This window comes from Sphingomonas baiyangensis (genome assembly GCF_005144715.1).
Lineage (GTDB): Bacteria > Pseudomonadota > Alphaproteobacteria > Sphingomonadales > Sphingomonadaceae > Sphingomonas > Sphingomonas baiyangensis.
The window spans coordinates 43,198-63,180 of the sequence record NZ_SWKR01000002.1 but is presented as its reverse complement, the minus strand read 5'-3'; the positions used below and the strand labels follow the sequence as shown (position 1 = coordinate 63,180).

Here is a 19,983-nt window from a genome sequence, read left to right as displayed (position 1 = left end):
GCACGTTAAGGCGGATAGATGGACCGCTTAGTTGCATGGTCGCGCTCTGGACGGCCGCTTTCCCGAGTTTCGTTGCACGAGCCGTCAATCAGCTCGCGGCCTATCGCCCCGCCCCTACTCCCCTCCCCGCCCATTTCCGCCGCGACCTGATCGAGCGACGGTAGCGGCGCGATCGGGGGTTTTTCCTTCAGGCGGTCGAGCGCGCGGATGAGGGCGGCGTCGGTGGCTTCGATGCGCAGCTGGTGCGCCGAGCGCGCCTGTTCCTCGCGATAGGCCTCGCCCAGCCGGGCGGTCAGGTCGTCCTCGCTCTCGCAGCGGCGCTTGCGCATGCGGCGCAGGTCGCGCGTCTTGTCGCGGCGGTGCATCGCGAGCAGCGTCAGCGCCTGATCGGGCGTCATCGCGGGGATCGGCGGCACGTCGTTGTGGCGCCACGCATCGTGCTCGTGCGCCTCGACGGTGAAGCTCTCGATCAGCGCCAGCTCGAGGCCCGCGCACCCCCATTCGAGCGCCAGACCCATCTCGCGCTCGAAGCCCGGATCGCGGCGCGCGAGCGTGTAGAAGGTCGAATGCGCGAAGCCCGTGACGCGCGCGGCGAGGCGGACATTGGCGGTGGCGGCAAGCGCCGAGAGGAACGCCTGCTGCACCGCGCGGTCGACGCGGCGCGCCTTGCCATCGGCACGCAGTTGCAGCCGGCCGCCGGGCTGCTGGACGAGATGCGCGGCGTCGCGCATCGCAGGCGGCGGACGGCACGGATCGTCGGGCGGCGCATCCTCGCGCGCGGCGTGCAGCCGGGCGCTGGCGAGCGCGAGCGCGGCGTCCCATTTCTGCGCGAACCGCGGATCACTGGCGCGGCGGCGCGTGAGCGTGGCGCGATTGAGGCCTAGGTCGCACGCGGTGGCGCGGACATTGCCGGTGCGGGCGAGCGCGCGCAGGAAGCTGGAGAGCTGGACGGCGTGGAGTTTCGGATCGCGGCGGCGCGGCATGTTCGCCTTGTGTTCCGCGACATCCAACTTTGCAAGCGGGTGGCGTGTGTGTTCTCGCTGCGCTCGACGCGTATCTCGGCTTCGCTCGATACGAACGGCGGCAGGACGTGACCGGTCAGGGTGTCGGCGACCAGCGATCGAGCGAGGGCGGCGCGAGCGGCGCGGTGCGCGCGCGCTCATAGGCGGCACCCGCCTTGAGCACGGCGTGGTCGGCCCAGCGGGCGCCGATGAAGCTCAGCCCCACGGGCAGCCGCTCGACCTGCCCCATCGGCACGGTGAGGTGCGGATAGCCCGCAATGGCGGCAAGGCTGCCCGCACCGATGCCGCCGGCGAAATTGTCGCCGTTTACGAGATCGCTCGCCCAGGCGGGGCCGGTGGTGGGCGCGACGACGAAGGCGACGCGGTGCTCGCGCAGCAGCCGGTCGATTCCCTCGGGGCCGGCCAGCCGGCGGCTGTCGGCGAGCGCCTTGCGATAGGCGGCCGCGTCGGTCGCGGTCAGCGCGCGCTCGAACAGCTCCTGCCCGAACCAGCGCAGCTCGCTTGGCGCATTGGCCTTGTTGAACGCGACGATATCGGCGAGCGTGCGCGGCAGGCCGGCGCCGCGCAGGCTGGCGAGATAGGCGTCCATGCCGGTGCGCAGCTCGTAGAGCAGCACCGTCAGCTCGTCGCGGTACATCGCGGCATCGGGCTGGAACGCAATCTCGACGGGGACGGCGCCGGCGGCGCGCAGATCGGCGAGCGCCTGTTCGAACAGGCGCGTCACGCCGGGGCGGCTACCCACCTGACGACGCAGCACGCCGATGCGCACGCCCGCGAGCGAGGCATCGGCAAGGCCGGCGGTGAAATCGGTGCGGCGGGCATCGGCCCCGGTCGTGGCGCGATCGGCGGGGTCGCTGCCCGCGATCGCGCCGAGCAGCAGCGCGGCATCGGCGACGCTCATGGCCATCGGCCCGGCGGTGTCCTGCGCGGCGCTGATGGGGACGACATGCGTGCGGCTGACCATGCCCACCGTCGGCTTGAAGCCCACGACACCGTTGACGCTGGCGGGACAGGTGATCGATCCGTCGGTCTCGGTGCCGATCGCGGCCCAGGCGAGCCCCGCCGCCACCGCCGCGCCGCTGCCCGACGACGAGCCGCAGGCGTTGCGATCGATCGCGTGCGGGTTGCGCACCAGCCCGCCCACCGCGCTCCATCCACTGGTCGAATTGTCGCTGCGGATGTTCGCCCATTCGGAGAGATTGGCCTTGCCGAGCACCACGCCGCCCGCTGCCCGCATCCGCGCGACGAGCGGCGCGTCGCGGCCCGGCGCATTGGCGGCGAGCGCGAGGCTGCCGGCGGTGGTGGGCAGCTCGCGCGTCTCGATATTGTCCTTCACCAGCACCGCGCGCCCGGCAAGCGGCAGGCGCGCGGCGGCGGCGGCCTCGGCGGGCGCGCGCGGATTTACCGCGATGACGGCGTTGAGCTTGGGCCCATCATCGTCGATCGCGGCGATGCGGCGCAGATAGGACGCCGCCTGATCGCTGGCGCTGGCGGGCGCGGCGCCGGTGGGCGGCGGAGCGGTGCCGGCGCAGGCGGCGAGCGGCAGGGCGAAGGCGAGCAGCAAATGGCGCATGTTGCTTGATGCCGCGCGGGATGGCGCCGCGCAATGGGTGGCGCCGCCCACGAAAAAGGGGCCGGGCTTGCGCCCGACCCCTTCGCGACCCGACGGCCTTCCGTGCGGTATCAGTTGGCCAGATCGAAACGATCGGCGTTCATCACCTTGACCCATGCCTTGACGAAATCGGCGACGAACTTGTCGCCCGCATCGGCCGAGGCATAGACCTCGGACAGGGCGCGCAGCTGCGAGTTCGAGCCGAACACCAGGTCGGTGCGCGTCGCGGTCCACAGCTCCTCGTCGGTGTGGCGATCGGTGCCGACGAATACCTCGTCGCCGCGATCGTCGACTTCCTTCCACGCCGTCGCCATGTCGAGCAGGTTGACGAAATAGTCGTTGGTCAGCTGCCCCTTGCGCTTGGTGAGCACGCCGTGCGGCTGATCCTCGTGGTTGGCGCCGATCACGCGAAGGCCGCCCACCAGCACCGTCATCTCGGGCGCGCTCAGGTTGAGCAGCCGGGCGCGATCGACCAGCAGCTCCTCGGTCGGCACGTTGTACGGCACCTGCAGATAGTTGCGGAAGCCGTCGACCTTGGGCTCGAGCACGTCGAAGCTGTCGGCGTCGGTCATCTCCTCGGTCGCATCGGTGCGGCCGGGGGTGAAGGGCACGCTGATGTCGTGGCCCGCGGCCTTCGCCGCCTGCTCGACGCCGACCGAGCCGCCAAGAACGATGAGATCGGCAATCGACACCTTCTTGCCGCCGCTCGCCGCGCCATCGAAGTCGGCCTTGATGCCTTCATACACGCCGAGCACGCGCGCCAGATTGTCGGGCTCGTTGACGTCCCAGTCCTTCTGGGGGGCGAGGCGGATGCGCGCGCCATTGGCGCCGCCGCGATGATCCGAGCTGCGATAGGTCGAGGCCGACGCCCAGGCCGTGCGCACCAGATCGGCAGTCGACAGCCCCGATGCGGCGATCTTGTCCTTGAGCGATGCGATGTCGGCATCGTCGATCGGCGCATAGTCGGCCGCGGGGATCGGGTCCTGCCAGATCAGGTCCTCGGCAGGCACATCCGCGCCGAGATACCGCGCCTTGGGCCCCATGTCGCGGTGGCACAGCTTGAACCATGCGCGCGCGAAAGCATCGGCGAAGTAATCGGGATCGGCCCGGAACTTCTCCATGATCTTGCGATATTCGGGATCGACCTTCATCGCCATGTCGGCGGTGGTCATCATCGTCGGCACGCGCACGTCGGGAGAATGCGCCTTGGGCGCCTGCGTCTCGGCCGGGTTGCCGACGGGCTGCCACTGCTTCGCGCCGGCGGGGCTCTTCACCAGCTCGTACTCATGGTCGAGCAGCATGTCGAAATAGGTCATGTCCCACTTGACCGGCGTGGGCGTCCACGATCCCTCGATGCCTGAGGTGATGGTGTGATCGCCGACGCCGCTCTCATGGCCCGACTGCCAGCCCATGCCCATCTGCGCGATGTCGGCGCCCTCGGGCTCGGCACCCACGAGCGATGCGTCGCCCGCGCCATGCGCCTTGCCGAAAGTGTGGCCGCCGGCGGTAAGCGCCACGGTTTCCTCGTCGTTCATGCCCATGCGCGCGAACGTCTCGCGGATGTCGCGTCCCGACTGCGCGGCATCAGGCACGCCGCCCGGACCTTCGGGATTGACGTAGATGAGGCCCATCTGGATCGCCGCGAGCGGGCTTTCGAGCACCATTTCCTTGTCAGGCTGGATGCGGGTCTCGTTGCCTTCCTGGCCGACCCACTGTTCCTCGGTGCCCCAATAGATGTCCTTCTCGGGCTCGAACACGTCGGCGCGACCGCCGCCGAAGCCGAACACCGGACCGCCCATCGATTCGATCGCGACATTGCCCGCGAGGATGAACAGATCGGCCCAGCTCAGCTTGCGGCCATACTTCGCCTTGATCGGCCACAGCAGGCGGCGCGCCTTGTCGAGATTGGCGTTGTCGGGCCACGAGTTGAGCGGCGCGAATCGCTGCGAGCCCGACGATGCGCCGCCGCGACCATCGCCGGTGCGATAGGTGCCCGCCGAATGCCACGCCATGCGGATGAAGAACGGGCCATAGTGGCCGTAATCAGCGGGCCACCAGGGCTGGCTGTCGGTCATCAGCGCGGTGAGGTCCCGCTTCACTGCGGCCAAATCGAGCGTCTTGAACTCGGCGGCGTAATCGAAATCGTCGCCCATCGGATCGCCCGACAGGCCGTTCTGCTGAAGGATTTCGAGGCTGAGCTGATTGGGCCACCAGTCACGGCTGGTGCGGCCCAGCAGCGAGCGCATCGCCGCGGGCTTCTTGGCCGGGCAGCCGAGCGGATCGCCGGTGGTGATCGCGTCCATGCAGAGAATCTCCTGTCGAATATGGGAATCTGGCCCCATGTTAATCGTTGGGCGCGATCGGCTGAAGTGATTAAACTCGGTTGGCTTGAGCGATTCATCCGATCAATCGCGCGGCTGGCCGTGCCGTTCGGGGGCGCTTGCCGCCATCGCCGCGATGCGCTATGCGCGCCGCCTTCCAACGCTAGCGATGGAAATACGCGGGAGGGTGCCCCGGCGCCCGCTCGACCGCTTAACTTGAACCGGCCGTTCGCCCGCAAGGGTGCGCGGCGGCAACAGAGTGAGACCAATGGCAAAGAAGATCACCGGCTATATCAAGCTGCAGGTGCCGGCCGGCAAGGCCAACCCCAGCCCGCCGATCGGCCCCGCACTGGGCCAGCGCGGCGTCAACATCATGGAATTCTGCAAGGCGTTCAACGCGTCGACGGGCGATCAGGAAGTCGGCACGCCGCTTCCCACCGTCATCACCGTCTATGCCGATCGCAGCTTCAGCTTCGAGACCAAGACGCCGCCGGCGACCTATCTCATCAAGAAGGCCGCCAACCTCAAGTCGGGCTCGAAGGAGCCGGGCAAGGTATCGGCCGGCAAGATCAAGCGCTCGCAGCTTTCGGAAATCGCCACCGCGAAGATGAAGGACCTCAACGCGAACGACATCGACGCCGCGACGAAGATCATCGAAGGTTCGGCCCGCGCGATGGGCCTCGAAGTGGTGGAGGGCTGATCCGATGGCCAAGCTGACCAAGAAGGCCAAGACGCTGGCCACCGCCGTCGACCGCGAGAAGCTGTACGGCATCGACGAGGCGATCGCGCTGGCGCGCACGCACGCCACCTCGAAGTTCGACGAGACGATCGAGGTCGCACTGAACCTCGGCGTCGATCCGCGCCATGCCGACCAGATGGTGCGCGGCGTCGTGACGCTGCCCAAGGGCACCGGCAAGACGGTGCGCGTGGGCGTGTTCGCCAAGGGCGCCAAAGCAGACGAGGCGCGTGAAGCAGGTGCCGACGTGGTGGGCGCCGAAGACCTGATGGAGACGATCCAGGGCGGCAAGATCGAGTTCGATCGCTGCATCGCGACGCCCGACATGATGGGCGTCGTCGGACGGCTCGGCAAGGTGCTCGGCCCCAAGGGCCTGATGCCCAACCCCAAGCTCGGCACCGTGACGATGAACGTCGCCGAGGCGGTGAAAGCCGCCAAGGGCGGGCAGGTCGAGTATCGCGTCGAGAAGGCGGGCATCATCCATTCGGGCATCGGCAAGGCGAGCTTCCCCGCCGAAGACCTTCGCGCCAATTTCGACGCGCTGGTCGATGCGGTGGTGAAGGCCAAGCCGACGGGCGCCAAGGGCAAGTATGTCCGCAAGGTCGCGATCAGCTCGTCGATGGGTCCGGGCATCAAGGTCGACACCGCCGAGGTGGCGACCGCCTGATCGTATCCGATCGCAGAAACACGAAAGGGCCGGGAGCGATCCCGGCCCTTTTGTTTTGGCAATGGCGGCGGGGTCAGCCGATCATCACGCCCACCACGCGCCAGTCGCCATTCTCGCGATCGAGCGTGACGGTCTCGATCGTGTCGGGCTTGTTGGCGAAGCTGGTGCGGAACTTCACGACCTCGTAGCCGCTGGGCGGCGCGGGCAGATTTTCCTGGCTTAGCAGCGTGCGCGAGACGACGGCGCCGAGCGGCGTGCGCACCTTTTCGGACACGTCGGTCCAGACCTGCAACGTGTTGAGCTTCTGGAACGCCGTGCCCGTCGCGCGGTAGCTCGCGTCCCAGCGTGCCTGATCGACGAGTTCGAGCCACTGCCGCGCGAACGCGACGATTTCGGGATTCGCCGCATCGCTTGCGGCGGCGGGTGGCGATACGGGCGCGGGGGCGGTTTGCGGCAGGCCGAGCAATGCCAGCAGGCCAAGCGTGAACGTCATGAGCGTACCTCCGAGGACCAGACCGGGACGGCGGAATGCACGCCCCGCACCACCGAGCGGTGCGTTCCCGATATCGGCCGCGCCGCGCGCCGCGTCGTCCCCGATTGGCGTGTCCCTCAGCGAATAGGGGTCCGGCGCGGCACCCCCCTCGCCTTCAGCCTCGAACAACATGCGCGCCGCCTCGCGGCTGCTCGACACCGCCATCTTGCTCCGCGCGTCGCGCAGCCGCTCGTTGATGGTGTGGACCGAGATATCTAGCGCGCGGGCGATCGACTTGGCGTCGTGCCCGCGCACCATCAGCCGCAGCGTCTGCTTCTGCTTGTCGGTTAGCGCCCAGCTGTCCGCATTGGTCGGCCTTTCCATAGCCGCAGGGATAGGTGCCGCTTCCTGCACCCGCCACCCCCAAAAAATTGGGTCACCGGCTGACACCTGTGCATGACCTGCCGAGCCGGTCTTGTCCCGATCCGAGATATCACCATATACCCCCTAGGAGTATAAGAACATGCAAAACGCAGACCGCCGCACAGCCAAGGTCAATCGCTTCAACCGCATCGCCGGGCAGGTGCGCGGCATCGCGCAAATGATCGAGCAGGACCGCTATTGCATCGACATACTGCAACAGGTGGCGGCAGTGCGTGCCGCGCTGGCGCGGGCCGAGGCCGAAGTGCTGCGCGACCATGCCGACAGCTGCGTGGCCGAGGCGATCGCCAGCGGCGATCCCGCCGCGCAGCGCGCCAAGGTCGACGAGCTGATCGCACTGTTCGATCACGCACGGCGCTGAGGAGAAGGACGATGCGCAAGACCGCCACGATCCATCGCATGGTGATGGATGCGCATGTCTGCCCCTATGGGCTGAAGGCGCTGCATCTGCTGCGCAGCGCGGGCTATCGTGTCGACGATCGGCACCTGACCAGCCGCGCCCAGACCGATGCGTTCAAGGCCGAGCATGGCGTGGCGACGACGCCGCAGATCTTCATCGGCGACGAGCGGATCGGCGGGCATGACGATCTGCGCCGGTTCCTCGGCAAGCGCGTGCGCGATCCGAAGGCGCTTACGTACCGCCCGGTAATCGCGCTGTTCGCGCTCGCCGCGGCGATGGCGCTGGCGATCGGCTGGGCAGCCGAGGGCGCGAACATGCTGCTGCTGACGCTCGAGCGCTTCATCGCCGTCGCGATGGCGCTGCTGGCATTGCAGAAGCTGCGCGACGTCGATGCCTTCGCGACGGGTTTCCTCAACTACGACCTGCTCGCGCGCCGCTGGGTGCCCTATGCCTATCTCTATCCCTATGCCGAGGCGGCGGCGGGAGTGCTGATGCTCTCGGGTGCACTCATGTGGCTGTCGGCGCCGATCATGATCTTCATCGGCGGCATAGGCGCGGTGAGCGTCTTCAAGGCGGTCTATATCGATCGGCGCGAGCTTAAATGCGCGTGCGTGGGCGGCGACAGCAATGTGCCGCTGGGCTTCGTCTCGCTGACCGAGAATTTGATGATGTTCGGCGCGGGGCTGTGGATGCTGCTTCGCTAGCGGCTTACAACGCCGTCAGATCGATGTCGCCATGCCGGTCGAGATGGCGCGACTTGTCGGGCATCGGATATTTGAGACCCGTCGCGCAGTTGAACAGCACGACCTGCTCGTCGCGCCGCACCTCGCCGTCGGCGAGCGCCTGCTCATATGCCGCGAGCGTGGCGCCGCCTTCGGGGCAGAGCAGCACGCCATCGGCGGCGGCGGCTTCGACCGCGCGCAGGATCGCGGGATCGCCGACCGCGAGCGCCTTGCCGCCCGATGCGCGGACGGCGTCAAGGATGAGGAAATCACCCACAGCCTTGGGCACGCGGATGCCGGCGGCGACGGTGTGCGCGTCTTCCCAGCGCTCGGCATGGCGCTCGCCGGCCTCGAACGCGCGGACGATGGGCGCACAGCCCGATGCCTGCACGGCGTACATGCGCGGTCGCTTCGGGCCGATGAAGCCGATCGCCTCGAGCTCGTCGAATGCCTTCCACATGCCGATCAGGCCGGTGCCGCCGCCGGTGGGATAGAAGATCGCGTCGGGCAGTTCCCAGCCGAGCTGCTCGGCCAGTTCGAGCCCCATCGTCTTCTTGCCCTCGATCCGATAGGGCTCCTTGAGCGTCGAGAGGTCGTACCAGCCGTTCGCCTTGGCGCCGGCAGCGACGATCGCGCCGCAATCGTCGATGAGGCCGTTGACGCGCCAGACGCGCCCGCCCTGCATCGCAATCTCGCGCACGTTGATGTCGGGCGTGTCCTCGGGGCAGAGGATGACGCTCTCGATGCCCGCGCGGGTGGCATAGGCGGCGGCCGCCGCGCCGGCATTGCCGTTGGTGGGCATGGCGATGGTGCGGATGCCGAACGCCCTGGCCATGCTAATCGCCATCACCAGCCCGCGCGCCTTGAACGATCCGGTGGGCAGGCGGCCCTCGTCCTTCACCAGCGGCGCGCGCGCGGCAAGGCGCTCGCCAGTCGCCTCCAGCCCGATCAGCGGCGTTTCGTTCTCGCCGAGGCTGACGATATGCGCCTTGTCGCGCACCGGGAGCAGTTCGCGCCAGCGCCACAGGTCGCGCGGGCGCGCCGCGAGCGCCTCCTTGGTCAGCGCCGCCGCCACGCCGGGCAGATCATAGCGCGCGAGGAGCGGCCGGCCGGCGCTCGACAGGCCGTGGACGACATCGGCCTCGTAGCGCTCGCCGGTGAGGCCGCATTCGAGATGCGTGACGAAGCTCGGCCGATCGGCAGTCAGGTTGGCGTCGTGCTGCATGATCGGTCTTTCAGTCTAGTGGCGCGTGGCGGCGGGGGGCTGCATCGCGCGGATGGGATAGGGCCGCGCCTCGACGCCCTCGACGATGCGCGCGCCGCGATCGACGAACACCGGCGCGAGCTTGCCCGACGCGCCGGGTTTGCCCACCATGAACGCCGCCGAGGTCCGCCCCTCTACCCCGCCCTGCGAGACGTAGCGCGCATCGATGAGCACGATGGGCGCAAAGAAGCGGCGGTCGTTATGCTCGACGATGTTGAGCATCTCGAACGGCAGGCCCATCGCGGCGCTCAGCTCGCGCGTGTCGCCGGGGCGCAGCGTGAAGCGGTTGTGCGCGCCGGGATCGGCGGGTTCGGAGAGATAGCCGGCGATCTGCGCGTCCTGCGCCTCGTTGGCGGTCAGCAGCCAGGCCGAGACCTGCGTATCGGTGACAGCGATTGCCGAGGGGTTGCGGATGACGAAGGCGAAGTCGACGACGCCGGCTTCCTCGGTCGTCCCCACCGCGCGCGGTGCGAGCGTGATCTCGAGCATCGGCGCGGGGGTGTCGCGGAATGCCGTCAGCGTGCCCGCAGGGGCGGCCGGGCGATCGCGAAACGCAGTGATGGTGCCGGCAGGGGGCGCGGGCGGCGGCGTGGCGCGAATGTAGCGCGGCGGATCGGCAGGGGTGCGCGGCGGCGCAGCGGGCGCAGCGGCAAGTGGCGCGACCGGCGTGGGTGGCGCGGGACTGGCAGGTGCCGGCGCCGGGCGCAACGGCGGCGGCGAGGGCTGCGGGGCTGCCGTGGGTCGCGGCGGCGCATCGGCGAGCAGCGTTTCCTCGATCGAGAAACCGGGCGCGGCATGCAGCGCGCGACGGCGGCGCCACCAGAGCCCCGCCGCGACGGCCAGCGCGACAAGCGCGAGCGCGGCCAGCGCCCATGGCCAGTAGCGCGTGACGCTGTCGCCGGCCTCGACATTGCTTGTGGGTGGCAGATCGGTCGGCAGCGGGGCAGCGGTCGGCGCATCGGGAAGCGGCGGGGCCGGCGGCAGCTCCGCATCGAGATCGACCGGCGGCAGCGGCGCGGGGGAGACGGGAGCAAGCGTTGGCGCCGGCGAAGGTGCGGGTGCCGGTTCGTTCGCTGCTGGCGCGGTCGCGCGCGGCACGGGCGCCGGCGCGGGCCGCACTGCCTGTGTCGGGGTGGGCGACGGAGCGGGAGCGGCGCGCGGCGCGGGCGTCGGCGTCGCGCTCGGCGCCGGTACGGGCGTCGGGCTCGGTGCCGGCGCGGGCTGCTGCTGCCCCGGGCCCGGCGGGAGCGAGAAATCGATCGGCGGAATGATGCGCGTCGGTGTCGGCTGCGGTGCGGGAGGCGTTTGTGCCGGAGTCGTCTGCGCCAGTGCGGCAGCGGGCAGCGCCAGCGCGACGATTGCCAGCAGGCGCGACCGGCGGACGAACGCCGCGCGAGGATCGGAAAGCGACATGATCGCGCGCCTATCGCGCAACGCCGCGCCGAGGGCTAGTCCCTATCGCGCAGCGCCTCGACCGGCGTTTGACACATGCGCATCACCTGCCTATATCGCGGCCTCGCCTTCACGACCGGGAAATGACGCGCCGTCGCGCAGCGTGTCGTAAGAATTGGGTCGCGAACGGTACAGCAGGACGCCTCGAACGCTGCGGCCCCTTTGGGGGCACGCAGCTTTTGGCGTCCGGCGTGCGCTCCCCGCCCGGAGCACCGGGCCGATATTCTGACGGCTGAAAGGCGAACAGCACCCCATGGCGACCAAGGCAATCGAGAGCGGCACCGCCGCGAAGCGCGGTACGGTTACGCGCCGCATCCGCAAGGTGTTCGGCGACAACCACGAAGTGGTGCAGATGCCGAACCTGATCGAGGTGCAGCGCGAAAGCTACGAGCAGTTCCTGCGCTCGGACGCCTCGATCGGCTACGTCTCGGGTCTCGAGAAGACGCTGCGCAGCGTGTTCCCGATCCGCGACTTCGCCGGCACCGCCGAGCTCGACTTCGTCAATTACGAGCTCGAGCCGCCCAAGTTCGACCAGGAAGAGTGCCGCCAGCGCGGCATCACCTATGCGGCGCCGATGCGCGTGACGCTGCGCCTCATCGTGTTCGAGGTGGATCCCGATACCGAGGCGCGCAGCGTGCTCGATATCAAGGAGCAGGACGTCTACATGGGCGACATGCCCCTGATGACTGGCAACGGCACCTTCATCGTCAACGGCACCGAGCGCGTGATCGTCAGCCAGATGCACCGCTCACCGGGCGTGCTGTTCGATCATGACCGCGGCAAGACGCATGCCTCGGGCAAGTATCTGTTCGCGGCGCGCGTGATCCCCTATCGCGGCAGCTGGCTCGACTTTGAGTTCGACGCCAAGGACATCGTCAACGTCCGCATCGACCGCAAGCGCAAGCTGCCGGTGACGACTTTGCTCTATGCCCTCGGTCTCAACAGCGAGGACATCCTCAATCACTTCTACAACCGCGTCACCTATGTGCGCGGTTCGGGCGGCTGGGAAATCCCCTTCGCGGCCGAGAACTGGCGCGGCCAGAAGCCGATGTTCGACATCGTCGACGCCAAGTCGGGCGAAGTGATCTTCCCCGCGGGCCAGAAGATCAGCCCGCGTGCCGCCAACAAGGCGGCGAAGGACGGCCTCGCCACGCTGCTGATCCCGACCGAGGAGATCTTCGGGCGCTATTCGGCCTACGACCTCATCAACGAGACGACGGGCGAGATCTATATCGAGGCCGGCGACGAGGTTTCGGCCGAGAATCTCGAGAAGCTCGACAAGGCGGGCATCGACCGCATCGAGCTGCTCGACATCGACCATGTCTCGACGGGTCCGTGGATCCGCAACACGCTCAAGGCCGACAAGGCCGAGGAGCGCGACCAGGCGCTGAGCGACATCTACCGCGTGATGCGCCCCGGCGAACCGCCGACGCTCGAAACCGCCGAGTCGCTGTTCGGCGGCCTTTTCTTCGATCCCGAGCGCTACGACCTGTCGGCCGTGGGCCGCGTGAAGCTCAACATGCGCCTCGACCTCGATGCCGAGGACACGGTGACGACGCTGCGCACCGAGGACATCCTCTCGGTCGTCAAGACGCTGGTCGACCTGAAGGACGGCAAGGGCGAAGTCGACGATATCGACAATCTCGGCAACCGGCGCGTGCGCTCGGTTGGCGAGCTGCTCGAGAACCAGTATCGCGTCGGCCTGCTGCGCATGGAGCGCGCGGTCAAGGAGCGCATGTCGAGCGTCGACGTGTCGACGGTGATGCCCAACGACCTCATCAACGCCAAGCCCGCCGTGGCGGCGGTGCGCGAGTTCTTCGGTTCGTCGCAGCTGTCGCAGTTCATGGACCAGACCAACCCGCTGTCCGAAGTCACCCACAAGCGCCGCGTGTCGGCGCTTGGGCCGGGCGGCCTCACGCGCGAGCGTGCGGGCTTCGAGGTCCGCGACGTCCATCCGACGCATTATGGCCGCATCTGCCCGATCGAGACGCCCGAAGGGCCGAACATCGGCCTCATCAACTCGCTGGCGACGTTCAGCCGGGTGAACAAGTACGGCTTCATCGAGACGCCCTACCGCCGCATCATCGACGGCAAGGTGACCAACGAGGTCGTCTATCTCTCGGCGATGGAAGAGCAGAAGCACACCGTCGCGCAGGCATCGGCTGCGCTCGACGGCGACAATGCCTTCACCGAGGAGCTGGTCTCGGCCCGCCAGGCGGGCGAGTTCCTGATGGCGCTGCCCGACCAGGTGACGCTGATGGACGTCAGCCCCAAGCAGCTCGTATCGGTCGCCGCGTCGCTCATCCCGTTCCTCGAGAACGACGACGCCAACCGCGCGCTGATGGGATCGAACATGCAGCGTCAGGCGGTGCCGCTGGTCCAGGCCGAGGCGCCGTTCGTCGGCACCGGCATGGAAGCCACGGTGGCGCGCGATTCGGGTGCGGCGATCGCCGCGCGGCGCGAGGGCATCGTCGACCAGGTCGACGCCAGCCGCATCGTGATCCGCGCGACGGGTGACGTGGACGCCAGCGAAAGCGGCGTCGACATCTACACGCTGATGAAGTTCCAGCGCTCGAACCAGAACACCTGCATCAACCAGCGTCCACTGGTGAAGGTGGGTGACGTGGTGAAGGCGGGCGACGTGCTGGCCGACGGTCCCTCGACCGAATTCGGCGAGCTGGCGCTGGGGCGCAACGCGCTGGTCGCGTTCATGCCGTGGAACGGCTACAATTACGAGGATTCGATCCTCATCAGCGAGCGCATCGTCAAGGACGACGTGTTCACCTCGATCCATATCGAGGAATTCGAGGTGATGGCCCGCGACACCAAGCTGGGGCCGGAGGACATCACGCGCGACATTCCCAATGTCGGCGAGGAGGCGCTGCGCAACCTCGACGAGGCGGGCATCGTATATATCGGCGCCGAGGTGGAGCCGGGCGACATTCTGGCGGGCAAGATCACGCCCAAGGGCGAGAGCCCGATGACGCCGGAAGAAAAGCTGCTGCGCGCGATCTTCGGCGAGAAGGCGAGCGACGTGCGCGACACCTCGCTGCGGCTGCCGCCGGGCGTTGCCGGCACCGTTGTCGAAGTGCGCGTGTTCAACCGCCATGGCATAGACAAGGACGAGCGCGCGATGGCGATCGAGCGCGAGGAGATCGAGCGCCTGAAGAAGGACTCGGACGACGAGCGCGGCATCCTCAACCGCGCCACCTGGTCGCGCCTGCGCGACATGCTGGTGGGCCAGACCGCGACCGCCGTTCCCAAGGGGCTCAAGAAGGGCGCGGTGATCGACGAGGAGCTGCTCGAATCGGTCGAACGCCACGAATGGTGGAAGTTCGCCGTCGCCGACGATGCCGTCCAGGCCAATCTGGAAGGCGTCAAGGCGCAGTATGACGAGGCCGCCAAGAAGATCACCGACAAGTTCCACGATCGGCGCGAGAAGCTCGAGCGTGGCGACGAGCTGCCGCCCGGCGTGCTCAAGATGATCAAGGTGTTCGTCGCGGTGAAGCGCAAGCTCCAGCCCGGCGACAAGATGGCGGGCCGCCACGGCAACAAGGGCGTCATCAGCCGCATCCTGCCGCAGGAGGACATGCCGTTTCTCGAGGACGGCACGCCTGTCGACCTCGTGCTCAATCCGCTGGGCGTGCCTTCGCGCATGAACGTGGGGCAGATCTTCGAGACGCATCTCGGCTGGGCCGCGCGCGGCCTTGGTCGCCAGATCACCGATGCGCTCGAGCAATGGCGCGAGGACAATCCCAACCCGCAGCCCGGCGTGATGCCCGATGCGGTGAAGGAGCGCCTCAAGGCCGTCTATGGCGAGAAATATCACGCCGAGATCGACGAGCGTTCGGGCGACCAGATCATCGAGCTGGCGCAGTATCTGAAGAACGGCGTGCCGATGGCGACGCCGGTGTTCGACGGTGCGCGCGAAAGCGATGTGGCGGCGATGCTTGAGTTGGCAGGCCTCGATCCCTCGGGTCAGGTGACGCTGTTCGACGGCCGCACGGGTGACGCCTTCGACCGCAAGGTGACGGTGGGCTATATCTACATGCTCAAGCTGCACCACCTGGTCGACGACAAGATCCACGCGCGCTCGATCGGGCCGTACAGCCTCGTCACCCAGCAGCCGCTGGGCGGCAAGGCGCAGTTCGGCGGCCAGCGCTTCGGCGAGATGGAGGTCTGGGCGCTCCAGGCTTACGGCGCGGCGTACACGTTGCAGGAGATGCTGACGGTGAAGTCCGACGACGTCGTCGGCCGCACCAAGGTCTACGAGGCGATCGTCAAGGGCGACGACACCTTCGAGGCCGGCATTCCCGAGAGCTTCAACGTGCTCGTCAAGGAAATGCGCTCGCTGGGCCTCAACGTCGAGCTGAAGTCGATGGACGACGGCGACGAGATGGCCGAGGCGGCGGAGTAACCTGACAAGAACCGTTCGTCCTGAGTAGCCGCTGAGCGAAGTCGAAGCGGCGTATCGAAGGACCGGGCGGCGAGGAACCCTTCGATACGGGCCTTCGCCTTCGCTCAGTCCCCACTCAGGGCGAACGGATGTGGTTTTGACCTCCCAGTGAGGAAGCAAGAAATGAACGAACTCACCAACTTCGCGAATCCGGTCGCCAAGCCCGAGACCTTCGACCAGATTCAGATCGGCATCGCATCGCCCGATCGCATCCGGTCATGGTCGTTCGGCGAGATCAAGAAGCCCGAAACGATCAACTACCGCACGTTCAAGCCCGAGCGTGACGGCCTGTTCTGCGCGCGCATCTTCGGTCCGATCAAGGACTATGAGTGCCTGTGCGGCAAGTACAAGCGCATGAAGTACAAGGGCATCGTCTGCGAGAAGTGCGGCGTCGAGGTTACGGTATCGAAGGTGCGCCGCGAGCGCATGGGCCATATCGAGCTGGCCGCGCCCGTCGCGCACATCTGGTTCCTGAAGTCGCTGCCCAGCCGCATCGGCCTGCTGCTCGACATGCAGCTCAAGCAGCTCGAGCGCGTGCTCTATTTCGAGAGCTACATCGTCGTCGAGCCGGGCCTGACGGGGCTGGAGAAGTATCAGCTCCTCACCGAGGACGAGCTGCTCGACGCGCAGGACCAATATGGCGAGGACGCCTTCTCGGCCGGGATCGGCGCCGAGGCGGTCAAGCAGATGCTCATGGACCTCGATCTCGAGGGCGAGCGCCGTGACCTGCTCGAGGAGCTTGCGGTCACCAAGTCCGAGCTCAAGCCCAAGAAGATCATCAAGCGGCTCAAGGTCGTCGAGAGCTTCATCGATTCGGGCAACCGCCCTGAATGGATGATCCTCGACGTCGTGCCGGTCATCCCGCCCGAGCTGCGCCCGCTGGTGCCGCTCGACGGCGGCCGCTTCGCGACGTCGGACCTGAACGATTTGTATCGCCGCGTCATCAACCGCAACAACCGCCTGAAGCGGCTGATGGAGCTGCGCGCGCCCGACATCATCGTGCGCAACGAGAAGCGCATGTTGCAGGAGGCCGTCGACGCGCTGTTCGACAACGGCCGCCGCGGCCGCACGATCACGGGTGCCAACAAGCGCCCGCTCAAGTCGCTTTCGGACATGCTCAAGGGCAAGCAGGGCCGCTTCCGCCAGAACCTGCTCGGCAAGCGCGTCGACTATTCGGGCCGTTCGGTCATCGTGACCGGTCCCGAGCTCAAGCTGCACCAGTGCGGCCTGCCCAAGAAGATGGCGCTCGAGCTCTTCAAGCCGTTCATCTACGCGCGCCTCGACGCCAAGGGTCTGAGCATGACGCTCAAGCAGGCGAAGAAGTGGGTCGAGAAGGAGCGCAAGGAAGTCTGGGACATCCTCGACGAGGTGATCCGCGAGCATCCCGTGCTGCTCAACCGCGCGCCGACGCTGCACCGCCTGGGCATCCAGGCGTTCGAGCCGGTGCTGATCGAGGGCAAGGCGATCCAGCTGCATCCGCTCGTCTGCTCGGCATTCAACGCCGACTTCGACGGCGACCAGATGGCCGTGCACGTACCGCTGAGCCTCGAGGCGCAGCTCGAAGCGCGCGTGCTGATGATGTCGACCAACAACATCCTGTCGCCCGCCAACGGCAAGCCGATCATCGTGCCGTCGCAGGACATGGTGCTGGGCCTCTACTACATCTCGATGGAGAAGTCGGGCGAGCCGGGCGAAGGCATGGTGCTGGCCGACATGGAGGAAGTGCACCAGGCGCTGTTCGCCGGCGCGGTTACGCTGCACACCCAGATCGTCAGCCGCGTTCCGCAGACCGACGAGAACGGCAAGCAGTATATGAAGCGGTTCGAGACGACGCCGGGTCGCATGCTGCTGGGCGAATGCCTGCCGCAGAGCCACAAGGTGCCGTTCGACACGGTCAACCGCCTGCTCACCAAGAAGGATGTCGGCGACGTCATCGACGAGGTGTATCGCCACACCGGCCAAAAGGAGACGGTGCTGTTCGCCGACGCCATCATGGCGCTGGGCTTCCGCAACGCGTTCAAGGCCGGCATCAGCTTCGGCAAGGACGACATGATCATTCCCGATGCCAAGGAAGCGCTGGTCGACGAGACGCGCAGCCTGGTGAAGGACTATGAGCAGCAGTATCAGGACGGCCTCATCACCCAGCAGGAGAAGTACAACAAGGTGATCGACGCCTGGAGCCGTTGCGGCGACCAGGTGGCGAGCGCCATGATGGACGAGATCAAGGCGGTGAAGCGCGACGATGCGACGGGCCGCGAGAAGCCGATCAACTCGATCTACATGATGGCGCATTCGGGTGCGCGCGGTTCGCAGGCGCAGATCAAGCAGCTGGCGGGCATGCGCGGGCTGATGGCCAAGCCTTCGGGCGAGATCATCGAGACGCCGATCATCTCGAACTTCAAGGAAGGCCTGACCGTCCTTGAATATTTCAACTCGACGCACGGCGCGCGCAAGGGTCTGGCCGACACCGCGCTCAAGACCGCGAACTCGGGCTACCTCACTCGCCGCCTTGTCGACGTGTCGCAGGACTGCGTCGTCATGGAGGAGGATTGCGGCACCGAGCGCGCGCTCGAGATGAAGGCCATCGTCCAGGGCGGCTCGACCATCGCGTCGCTCGGCGAGCGCATCCTGGGTCGCACCACGGCTGAGGACATCGTCGACGCCAAGACGAGCGAAGTGGCAATCCCCACGGGCACGCTGCTCGACGAGGCGCATATCGCACAGCTCGAAGGACTGGGCGTGGTCGGCGTGAAGATCCGCAGCCCGCTGGTCTGCGAGGCCAAGCTCGGCGTTTGCGCGAAATGCTATGGCCGCGATCTGGCACGCGGTACGCCGGTGAACATCGGCGAGGCGGTGGGCGTCATCGCCGCGCAGTCGATCGGCGAGCCGGGCACGCAGCTGACGATGCGTACCTTCCACATCGGCGGCGCGGCGCAGCTCAACGAGCAGTCGAACCTCGAGGCGCCGGTCGACGGCAAGCTCGAATGGCGCGACCTGCGCGTGATCGAGGACCAGCGCGGCCGCCGCGTGGTGCTCAGCCGCTCGGGCGAGATCGCGATCGTCGACATGGACGGGCGCGAGCTGGCGGTGCATCGCATCCCCTATGGCGCGCACGTGCTGTTCGCTGACGGGCATATCGTCAGCAAGGGCGATCGCATGGCCGAATGGGATCCGTTCACCATGCCCGTCATCACCGAGAACCCCGGTACGGTGAAGTATCAGGACCTGATCGACGGCAAGACGCTGACCGAGCAGGCCGACGACGCCACGGGCATCACGCAGCGCGTGGTGACCGAGTATCGCGGCAAGTCGAAGGAGGACCTGCGCCCGCGCCTGACGCTGCTCGACGAAGGTTCGGGCGAGGCCGGGCGTTACATGCTCGCCGCCGGCACGGTGCTGTCGGTCGAGGACGGCGCCGAGGTGCAGGCGGGCGACGTGCTGGCGCGCGTCAGCCGCGAGAGCGCCAAGACGCGCGACATCACCGGCGGTCTGCCGCGCGTCGCCGAGCTGTTCGAGGCGCGCGTTCCCAAGGACTCGGCGATCATCGCCAAGGTCTCGGGCCGGGTGCTGTTCGGCAAGGACTATAAGGCCAAGCGCAAGATCGGCATCCAGCCCGACGATGGCGGCGAGGTGGTCGAGTATCTCGTCCCCAAGTCGAAGGTCATCGACGTGCAGGAAGGCGATTACGTCAAGCGCGGCGACAACCTGATCGGCGGATCGCCCGATCCGCACGACATCCTCGAGACGATGGGCGTGGAGCCGCTGGCCGAGTATCTGGTCAGCGAAATCCAGGAAGTCTATCGCCTGCAGGGCGTGAAGATCAACGACAAGCACATCGAGGTGATCGTTCGTCAGATGCTGCAGAAGGTCGAGATCACCGATGGCGGCGATACCGTTCTGCTGAAGGGCGAGCAGCTCGACCGCGACGAGATGGACGAGGCCAACGCGAAGCTCGAGAAGAACCAGCAGCCCGCTCAGGGCAAGCCGGTGCTGCTCGGCATCACCAAGGCATCGCTGCAGACGCGCAGCTTCATCTCGGCGGCATCCTTCCAGGAGACGACGCGCGTGCTGACCGAGGCATCGGTGCAGGGCAAGATCGACACGCTGAACGGCCTCAAGGAGAACGTCATCGTCGGTCGCCTGATCCCGGCGGGCACGGGTGCTGGCATGAACCGCCTGCGCGTGGCGGCATCGTCGCGCGATGCGGCACTGCGCGTGCAGCAGCGCAAGCTCGCCGAGGCATCGCTCGTCGCGCCTGCCTCTGCGGCCGAGGAGCATGAGGCCGAACTCGCGCGCAGCCCGCGCGACGCAGGCGGCACCGGCAGCGATCCGCTTGCCGAGGTCGTGCAGAGCGGCACGGGCAGCGATGCCGATGCCGGCGAATATCTGAACGACTGATCGCGCTTCCCGCGAGCAAG

Annotated in this window: 12 protein-coding genes; 6 read left to right on the top strand and 6 right to left on the bottom strand. The window is 67.5% G+C overall.

The window, feature by feature from the left end; genetic code table 11:
- Positions 1-5 precede the first annotated feature (5 nt).
- From FBR43_RS03350 to katG, 3 genes are all read right to left on the bottom strand, one after another.
- Positions 6-983, bottom strand: a complete 978-nt coding sequence (locus tag FBR43_RS03350) for a hypothetical protein (protein WP_136941853.1) — start codon at positions 981-983, stop codon at positions 6-8.
- A 115-nt stretch (positions 984-1,098) separates the two neighbouring features.
- Complete coding sequence (locus FBR43_RS03345) at positions 1,099-2,595, bottom strand: amidase (RefSeq protein WP_136941852.1); 1,497 nt, start codon at positions 2,593-2,595, stop codon at positions 1,099-1,101.
- Positions 2,596-2,705: 110 nt separating this feature from the next.
- Complete coding sequence (gene katG, locus FBR43_RS03340; protein WP_136941851.1) at positions 2,706-4,937, bottom strand: catalase/peroxidase HPI; 2,232 nt, start codon at positions 4,935-4,937, stop codon at positions 2,706-2,708.
- 286 nt (positions 4,938-5,223) lie between these two features.
- On the opposite strand from katG, the gene rplK reads away from it, so the two are divergent.
- Together rplK and rplA are read left to right on the top strand one after the other, a co-directional pair.
- The gene (gene rplK, locus FBR43_RS03335) at positions 5,224-5,655 is read left to right on the top strand and encodes a 50S ribosomal protein L11 (protein ID WP_136941850.1); all 432 of its coding nucleotides are present in this window, start codon (positions 5,224-5,226) and stop codon (positions 5,653-5,655) included.
- A gap of 4 nt (positions 5,656-5,659) precedes the next feature.
- Positions 5,660-6,358, top strand: coding sequence for a 50S ribosomal protein L1 (rplA, locus tag FBR43_RS03330; RefSeq protein WP_136941849.1), 699 nt, complete (start codon positions 5,660-5,662; stop codon positions 6,356-6,358).
- A gap of 73 nt (positions 6,359-6,431) precedes the next feature.
- On the opposite strand, the gene FBR43_RS03325 is transcribed toward rplA, so the two are convergent.
- A complete protein-coding gene (locus FBR43_RS03325) occupies positions 6,432-7,214 on the bottom strand; it encodes a helix-turn-helix domain-containing protein (protein WP_136941848.1) in 783 nt (260 codons plus the stop codon).
- A gap of 139 nt (positions 7,215-7,353) precedes the next feature.
- On the opposite strand from FBR43_RS03325, the gene FBR43_RS03320 reads away from it, so the two are divergent.
- Positions 7,354-7,632 (top strand): metal-sensitive transcriptional regulator, encoded by a 279-nt coding sequence (locus FBR43_RS03320; protein ID WP_136941847.1) that lies wholly within the window; start codon positions 7,354-7,356, stop codon positions 7,630-7,632.
- Between the two features lie 11 nt (positions 7,633-7,643).
- Complete coding sequence (locus FBR43_RS03315; RefSeq protein ID WP_249276435.1) at positions 7,644-8,375, top strand: glutaredoxin; 732 nt, start codon at positions 7,644-7,646, stop codon at positions 8,373-8,375.
- A gap of 4 nt (positions 8,376-8,379) precedes the next feature.
- Here the strand turns inward: FBR43_RS03315 and FBR43_RS03310 are convergent, their stop codons facing one another.
- Both FBR43_RS03310 and FBR43_RS03305 read right to left on the bottom strand, forming a co-directional pair.
- Entirely contained in the window at positions 8,380-9,618 is a 1,239-nt protein-coding gene (locus FBR43_RS03310; protein ID WP_136941846.1) for a threonine synthase, read from the bottom strand.
- A gap of 15 nt (positions 9,619-9,633) precedes the next feature.
- Positions 9,634-11,070: a hypothetical protein gene (locus FBR43_RS03305; RefSeq protein WP_136941845.1), complete on the bottom strand. Its 1,437-nt coding sequence runs from the start codon at positions 11,068-11,070 to the stop codon at positions 9,634-9,636.
- A gap of 292 nt (positions 11,071-11,362) precedes the next feature.
- Between FBR43_RS03305 and rpoB the strand changes: the two genes are divergently transcribed.
- Both rpoB and rpoC read left to right on the top strand, forming a co-directional pair.
- Positions 11,363-15,526, top strand: coding sequence for a DNA-directed RNA polymerase subunit beta (gene rpoB / locus FBR43_RS03300; RefSeq protein ID WP_136941844.1), 4,164 nt, complete (start codon positions 11,363-11,365; stop codon positions 15,524-15,526).
- A 162-nt stretch (positions 15,527-15,688) separates the two neighbouring features.
- On the top strand, positions 15,689-19,963 hold the full coding sequence (gene rpoC / locus FBR43_RS03295) for a DNA-directed RNA polymerase subunit beta' (RefSeq protein WP_136941843.1): 4,275 nt from the start codon (positions 15,689-15,691) through the stop codon (positions 19,961-19,963).
- The last annotated feature ends 20 nt before the right edge of the window (positions 19,964-19,983 follow it).